General features: G+C 66.1%; 7 protein-coding genes and 1 pseudogene. 6 read left to right on the top strand and 2 right to left on the bottom strand.

The features are described from left to right. Positions 1 to 257: pseudogene (locus G3N92_RS29960) on the top strand (hypothetical protein); the annotation flags it as partial. 22 nt (positions 258 to 279) lie between these two features. On the opposite strand, the gene G3N92_RS29955 reads toward G3N92_RS29960, so the two are convergent. Continuing rightward, entirely contained in the window at positions 280 to 498 is a 219-nt protein-coding gene (locus tag G3N92_RS29955; RefSeq protein WP_206131180.1) for a DUF3820 family protein, read from the bottom strand. Between the two features lie 160 nt (positions 499 to 658). Between G3N92_RS29955 and G3N92_RS29950 the strand changes: the two genes are divergently transcribed. The 5 genes from G3N92_RS29950 to G3N92_RS29930 all read left to right on the top strand — a co-directional run bounded on the left by G3N92_RS29950 (position 659) and on the right by G3N92_RS29930 (position 5,322). Beyond that, a complete protein-coding gene (locus G3N92_RS29950) occupies positions 659 to 1,171 on the top strand; it encodes a hypothetical protein (protein ID WP_206131179.1) in 513 nt (170 codons plus the stop codon). 38 nt (positions 1,172 to 1,209) lie between these two features. Continuing rightward, a complete protein-coding gene (locus G3N92_RS29945) occupies positions 1,210 to 1,896 on the top strand; it encodes a hypothetical protein (RefSeq protein ID WP_206131178.1) in 687 nt (228 codons plus the stop codon). A gap of 259 nt (positions 1,897 to 2,155) precedes the next feature. After that, a complete protein-coding gene (locus G3N92_RS29940) occupies positions 2,156 to 3,280 on the top strand; it encodes an alpha/beta fold hydrolase (RefSeq protein WP_206131177.1) in 1,125 nt (374 codons plus the stop codon). A gap of 39 nt (positions 3,281 to 3,319) precedes the next feature. Further along, on the top strand, positions 3,320 to 3,724 hold the full coding sequence (locus G3N92_RS29935) for a cupin domain-containing protein (RefSeq protein WP_206131176.1): 405 nt from the start codon (positions 3,320 to 3,322) through the stop codon (positions 3,722 to 3,724). A 296-nt stretch (positions 3,725 to 4,020) separates the two neighbouring features. Next, the gene (locus tag G3N92_RS29930; RefSeq protein ID WP_206131175.1) at positions 4,021 to 5,322 is read left to right on the top strand and encodes a diguanylate cyclase; all 1,302 of its coding nucleotides are present in this window, start codon (positions 4,021 to 4,023) and stop codon (positions 5,320 to 5,322) included. A 19-nt stretch (positions 5,323 to 5,341) separates the two neighbouring features. Here the strand turns inward: G3N92_RS29930 and G3N92_RS29925 are convergent. Beyond that, positions 5,342 to 5,954, bottom strand: a 613-nt coding sequence (locus G3N92_RS29925) for an SDR family oxidoreductase (protein ID WP_206131174.1), incomplete at its 5' end; no start/stop codon positions are given.

Raw genomic sequence — 5,954 nt, 5'->3', positions numbered from 1 at the left:
AGGTGGTGGCGTCGGCGCCCACGGCGGCCGCGGCGCTGTGCATGGCCGCGGCGTCGGATCTGCTGGTGGCGGTGCCGGCGCACGGCTGCGCCGCGCTGGCCGGCTCGCTCGGGCTGGTGACGCGGCCGATGCCGGTGCCGGTGTCGAGGTTGCCGGTGGTGGCGTCATGGCACGGGCGCTACGAGGGGGACCGGGCGCATGCGTGGTTGCGCGAGGTGGTGGCGGGGGCGGCGGCGGGGATGTTGGCCGCGGCTTGATGTGGCGGCTTGGGGGGGCCGCTTAACCCGGCGGCTTGCGCAACGGATCGAGCAGGCTTTTCAACCCGTTGTGATCGATTTCCTGCATCAGCGCGAGCAGCCGGCCGATCTCGCCGGGCGGAAAGCCCTCGCGGGCGAACCAGTTCAGGTAATGCCCGGGCAGGTCGGCGAGCAGCCGGCCTTTGTATTTGCCGAAGGGCATGGTCAGCGTGACGAGGCGTTCGAGGTCGGGCGTTTGCATGGGGCGTATTGTGCACGGATTTTCCGCGACGCACGGCGGGTTGCAACTCAGGTCGAATCCGATCGAACCATCCGGTTGAATCGACATCGGCAGATGAATCGTCGATAATCGCGCCGCGTAAAACATGATTCTCCCGAATAATCTCGACGAGCCGCCATTCATGTCCATTCAACGAGCCTGGTTTTCGATTGCGATTCTCCTGTTTTCCGGCATTGCCGAAGCGCAGCAAGTCGGCGTGGTGGAAAGCGGCGTGTATTACTCCGTCAATCCCGCCTTGCCGAAAGGCACGCGCGTTCAGGTGCTGAGCGACGACGATTCGGGCAACGTTCAGTGTTGCGGCGAGATCGCCGGCCCGGCCAAGCATGCGGGCCGCCAAGTGCTCGACAGCCTGCGCGACCGCCCGGTCACGGCCTATGCGCTGACGACGAGCGGCGCGCTGTCGGCCGACAGCTCCGGGTTCGGCATTGCCGGCAACGTGAAGATGGTCAAGCAGGGCGCACATCCGCAAGCCGTGCTGGCCGACGGCTCGCACCTGAATTTCTCGACCTGCGCCTCCGCCGAGGGCGTGCATTATCTCGGGCGCCGCGCCGGCGACAATAAACTGCTCGTGCATCTCTACGAATATTTCGACGGCGATCTGGAATCGAACTGCAAGGACAGCGAATTGAAATGAGCCGAAACGGCTTTCGACATTCGATTATCGATATCACTATGACATTGCTTTCCCGCCTATTCGGCGCATGCCTGAGCCTTGCGGCCATTTCCGTTGCGATCGCGAGTGCGCCCGCCTGGTCGGCCGAAACCGCGTTCCCGCGTTTCGCCCAGAAGGAAGGCCGGACCGACGCCAACGACATGCCGCTTTCGGGCGCGACGCTGTGCGTGCTTCCCGAGAAAACCCGCTGCTTCGAGATGCCGTCGAGCCCGATTCCGGGCGACGCGAAGGATCGCTACCAGTTCGCGCTCGAGCCGCGCTCGGAGCGCCTGCCGCTGGCCGGCGGCGGCTCGTGGGTGTTCTTCTCGGGCATGTTCTCGGGCGGCGGCAGCGGCATGCTCGAACGCGTGGCGGTGCTGCGCTACACCGCCGACGGCAAGATCGAGAACCTGATGCCCGAGGTGACCGCCACCGACGTCGCCGACCGCGCGATGTGGAACGTGCCGGATGTCTCGCCGTATCCGGTGTTCGTCCGTGCCGATTTCATCTGGGGCGACGGCGAGGATCACTTCGGCCGGCATGTGTTCGGCGTGGATGGCTGGACGTTCGATCCGGCGATCCATCAATACCGGAAAGTGTTTTCGTATCGTACCCAGCGCCGCTACGCGCGCGGCGCCGACGACGACGATCACGTGCTGAAGGCCGAGCGCGAAACGATTCTGAGTCATTTGAAAGCCGGGCGCTGATTCGGGCGCATGCGCCGCCGGGGCGGCACCCGTCGCCCGTCTTTCATCCGCCTTTCGTGCGGATTCCTCATGGAATCCGCCGCCTCCCATCTGCGCAGGATTGTCCTGTTCCAGAGCATTTCCCTCCCATTCGGGCGGAATCCGCACGCCTATCGTTGAACCCGGCGCGGCCGCTTCGGCATGATCCGATGCGCGCCGGGCCGGGTTCAACCATTCGTCATCCCGTTGCTATCGGATCGACAGTTCACACGGATAAAAAATGTTCAAAACGAGACTCTGCGGCCTCGCGCTCGGCGCGCTGGCCGCCGGTGCAGGCTTCCTCGGCACGGCGCAGGCGGCCGATGCCGCCAATCCAGACGATCCGGCCAACCCAGCCCATGCGGCCGCGCCGGCCATCCCCGAACAGGCCGGCGATTTCGTCGCGCGCGATTTCGCGTTCTCCGACGGCACCGTCCTGCCGGACGTGAAGATCCACTACGTGACGATCGGCACGCCGCACCGCGACGCGTCGGGCCGCATCGACAACGCCGTGCTGCTGATGCACGGCACCACGGCCACCAGCCAGGAATTCCTGACGCCGTCGATGCGCCGCGAACTGTACGCGCCGGGCCAGCCGCTCGACGCGCGCCGCTATTTCGTGGTGATTCCCGACGGCCTGGGCCGCGGCGGCTCCAGCAAGCCGAGCGACGGCATGGGCGCGGCGTTCCCGCATTACGGCTACGCCGACGTGGTGGAGGCCAATCACCGGATGCTGGTGGACGGGCTGCACGTGACGCATCTGCGGCTGGTGCTCGGCGTGTCGATGGGCGGCATGCAGACCTGGATGTGGGGCGAGCGCTATCCGGAGATGGCCGACGCGCTGATGCCGGTGGTCAGCCAGCCGATCCCGATCGCCGGGCGCAACTGGCTGTGGCGGCAGATGGTGATCGGCGCGATCCGCAACGATCCGGGCTGGCAGGGCGGCGCTTACCGGACGGAGCCGACGCAATGGCTGCGCATGATGCCGATCTTCGCGCTGATGACGGTGAACCCGGCGCGCATGCAGGAAGAAGCGCCCGACCGGCAGGCCGCCACGGCGCTCTACGACGCGCAGGTCGAGCGCGCGCGAAAGAGCGACGCGAACGACGTGCTGTACTGGTTCGAATCGTCGCGCGATTACGACCCCACGCCCGATCTCGGCAAGATCCGCGCGCGCCTGCTCGCCGTGAACTTCGACGACGACCTGCTGAACGCCACCGATCTCGGCGTGATGCAGCGCTACGTGCCGCTCGTGCCGCACGGCAGTTACGTCGAGGTGCCGGAATCGAATCATGGCTATGGGCACCTGACGCAAACGCATCCGGAAGCCTGGAAATCCTATGTGGCCAAACTGCTGGCCGATTGAAACACGCGTGTCGACCCATTCGAATCAAAAGGTGAAAACATGAAAGCAATGCGGAAATGGATGGCCGGCGCGATGCTGGCGGGGATCGCGTCGGCGTGTCTGGCGCAAACCGCGGGCGTGACGCGCACCGAGGTGCTGAAGGGCGATGTATCGGTGCCGGGGCGCGAAGCCGTGATCTCGCACGTGACGATCGTGCCGGGCGGCAAGCTCGGCTGGCACACCCATCCGGGCGACGAAATCAGCTATGTGGAATCGGGCGTGCTGACGCTGCTCGTCGACGGCAAGCCCACCGAGCAGGTGCCGGCCGGCAAGGGCTTCATCGTCGAAACCGGCCGCGTGCACAGCGCGCGAAACGACGGCGCCGCGCCGGTCGAGCTCGTGACCGTGCATGTGGTGGCCAAGGGCCAGCCGCTCGCCACCCCGGCCGCCGCGCCGGCGCAGTAAGCCTCCCGCCTGGGCGACGCCGGATATCGGTTTCGCCGATCCCGGCCGCCCACCGCGCCCGCCGCCCGCGCCGCGCCCCGGCCGGGCGGCGGCGTTTCGTTTCCTCGCGTTTTCCCGATGTGCCGCGCCGCAACAGTGCGAACCAGATTAATTCGAGTTGCCGGGAAAATTCACTTGCTGTGTTTATAATCAGCCGTCCCACCGGACAATCGATACGATGCGGGGTGGGCACGGCACGGCGGGTTTCAAAGCACGGCCGAAGTCGATGTGAAATAGGGATTTTGTAAGGTTAGATCATGTCCGATTGGCCCAATACGCCGGTCCCGTTCATGGACGGCATTGCCATCTGTGTGGCCACGATCGGACGCGATATGCATCGCGCGCTCGTGGTGACGGCTGCCAATCACCATTTCTTCGAAATGATGGGCGTGACGGGCGAGGATATGCCCGCCTTTCCGATTCCGCTCGACGTGCTGGCCGCCGATTTCGCGCTGCGCGATTTTCGCGAGCAATTGCTCGTGTGTTTCGGCGCCGGCGAATCGCCGCAAATGGCCTGGAGCCACGATTTCCGCGCCGATACCGAGGTCTGGCGCCTGTCGCTGGAGCCGGTGCGGCATCTGCAGGGCGGCAAGGCCATCGTGCGCGAAGTGATGGTGACGGGTTTCGACGTCGCCACCAAATTGCCGCCGAATCAGGAAACCGACGTCAAGACCGCGCGTTATCGCGCGGTGGTCAATTCCGCCTACGACGCCATCGTGACGATCGATCACGAGCGCAATATCACGCTGTTCAATCGCGCCGCGGAAAACATGTTCGGTTATTCGGCCGCCGAGATAATCGGCCGCCCGATCGAAACGTTATTACCCGAAAAATATCGCGCCGAGCATCCGGCGCGCGTGCAGCGATTCGCCGACAGTTATCAGCCGGCCGTGCGCCACAATACGCCGCCGCGCATGGATGGCAGCAATAGCGTATTCGGCCAGCACCGCAACGGCTCGATTATTCCGGTGGAAATCGCGTTGTCGCGCATCGACGTCAACGGCGCGACCGAATTCACCGCCGTGGTGCGCGACATTACCGATCGCGCGCTGCAGATGGAATTGCTGAAACAGCAGGCCACCACCGATGCGCTGACGGGCCTGCCGAACCGGCGTGGCTTCATGGAGTTCGTGGAGAGCGTGCTGGGCAGCGACGAAGCGCTGTCGGTATTCATCCTCGACATCGATTTCTTCAAGGATATCAACGACAGCCACGGTCACGACGCCGGCGACGAGGTGCTGCGCGTGCTGGCGCAAGTGGGCGCGTCGATGACGCACGAGCCGAACGTGTTCGCGCGCTGGGGCGGCGAGGAGTTCGTGGCGGCGCTGCCGGGCGCGGACGCCGATCGCGCGCACCAGGTGGCCGATCAGTTGCGCCAGTGCTTCGAGCGCCAGGATTTCGAGCATCCGTGGCGGCTCCAGCCCATTCCCTTCACGGTCAGCATCGGCGTGGTGGCGCGCGAGACGGGCGAGGACGACGTCGAGGCGCTGATGCGCCGCGCCGATCGCGCGCTGTACCGCGCGAAGCAATCGGGCCGCAACCGCGTCGAGATGGCCTGACGCGCGCGGCCCGGCCCGCCTACTTGCCGCCCGTCACGTCGAGGAACGTGCCCGTGATGAACGACGCCTCGCCGCCCGCCAGCCACAGAATCGCGCGGGCCACTTCCTCGGCCTGACCGCCGCGTCCCATCGGAATCGAATCCTTGACGCGGTCCACGCGCCCCGGCTCCCCGCCGCTGGCGTGCATCTCCGTGTAGATATGCCCCGGCCGCACGCAGTTCACGCGGATCCCGTCGCGCGCCACTTCCTTCGCAAACCCCGTCGTGAACGTTTCGAGCGCGCCCTTCGAGGCGGCGTAATCGACGTATTCGTTCGGGCTGCCCAGACGCGCCGACGCCGACGACACGTTGATCACGGCGCCGCCCCGGCCGCCGTGGCGCTGCGACATGCGGCGGATCGCGTGCTGCGCGCAGAGCATCGGCCCGATCGCATTGACGGCGAAGATCCGCTGCATCCGCTCGAAACCCAGTTCGACCAGCGGCGCTTGCCGCGCGATGATCGCGGCGTTGTTGACCAGCACGTCGAGGTGGCCGAACGTGCGGTCGATCGCGGCGAACAGCGCGTCCACCTGCGCCGGGTCGGCGCTGTCGGCGCGCACGGCCAACGCCGGGGCGCCGTTCGCCGGCGTCGGA

Source organism: Burkholderia sp. Ac-20379, assembly GCF_017104645.1.
GTDB lineage: Bacteria > Pseudomonadota > Gammaproteobacteria > Burkholderiales > Burkholderiaceae > Burkholderia.
This window is presented reverse-complemented; position numbering and strand designations above follow the sequence as displayed.

Bases quoted from the DNA above. Each gene is read 5' to 3' on its own strand.
- G3N92_RS29940 (WP_206131177.1), top strand. From the start codon at position 2,156: ATGTTCAAAACGAGACTCTGCGGCCTCGCGCTCGGCGCGCTGGCCGCC.
- G3N92_RS29945 (WP_206131178.1), top strand. From the start codon at position 1,210: ATGACATTGCTTTCCCGCCTATTCGGCGCATGCCTGAGCCTTGCGGCC.
- G3N92_RS29935 (WP_206131176.1), top strand. From the start codon at position 3,320: ATGAAAGCAATGCGGAAATGGATGGCCGGCGCGATGCTGGCGGGGATC.
- G3N92_RS29950 (WP_206131179.1), top strand. From the start codon at position 659: ATGTCCATTCAACGAGCCTGGTTTTCGATTGCGATTCTCCTGTTTTCC.
- G3N92_RS29955 (WP_206131180.1), bottom strand. From the start codon at position 498: ATGCAAACGCCCGACCTCGAACGCCTCGTCACGCTGACCATGCCCTTC.
- G3N92_RS29930 (WP_206131175.1), top strand. From the start codon at position 4,021: ATGTCCGATTGGCCCAATACGCCGGTCCCGTTCATGGACGGCATTGCC.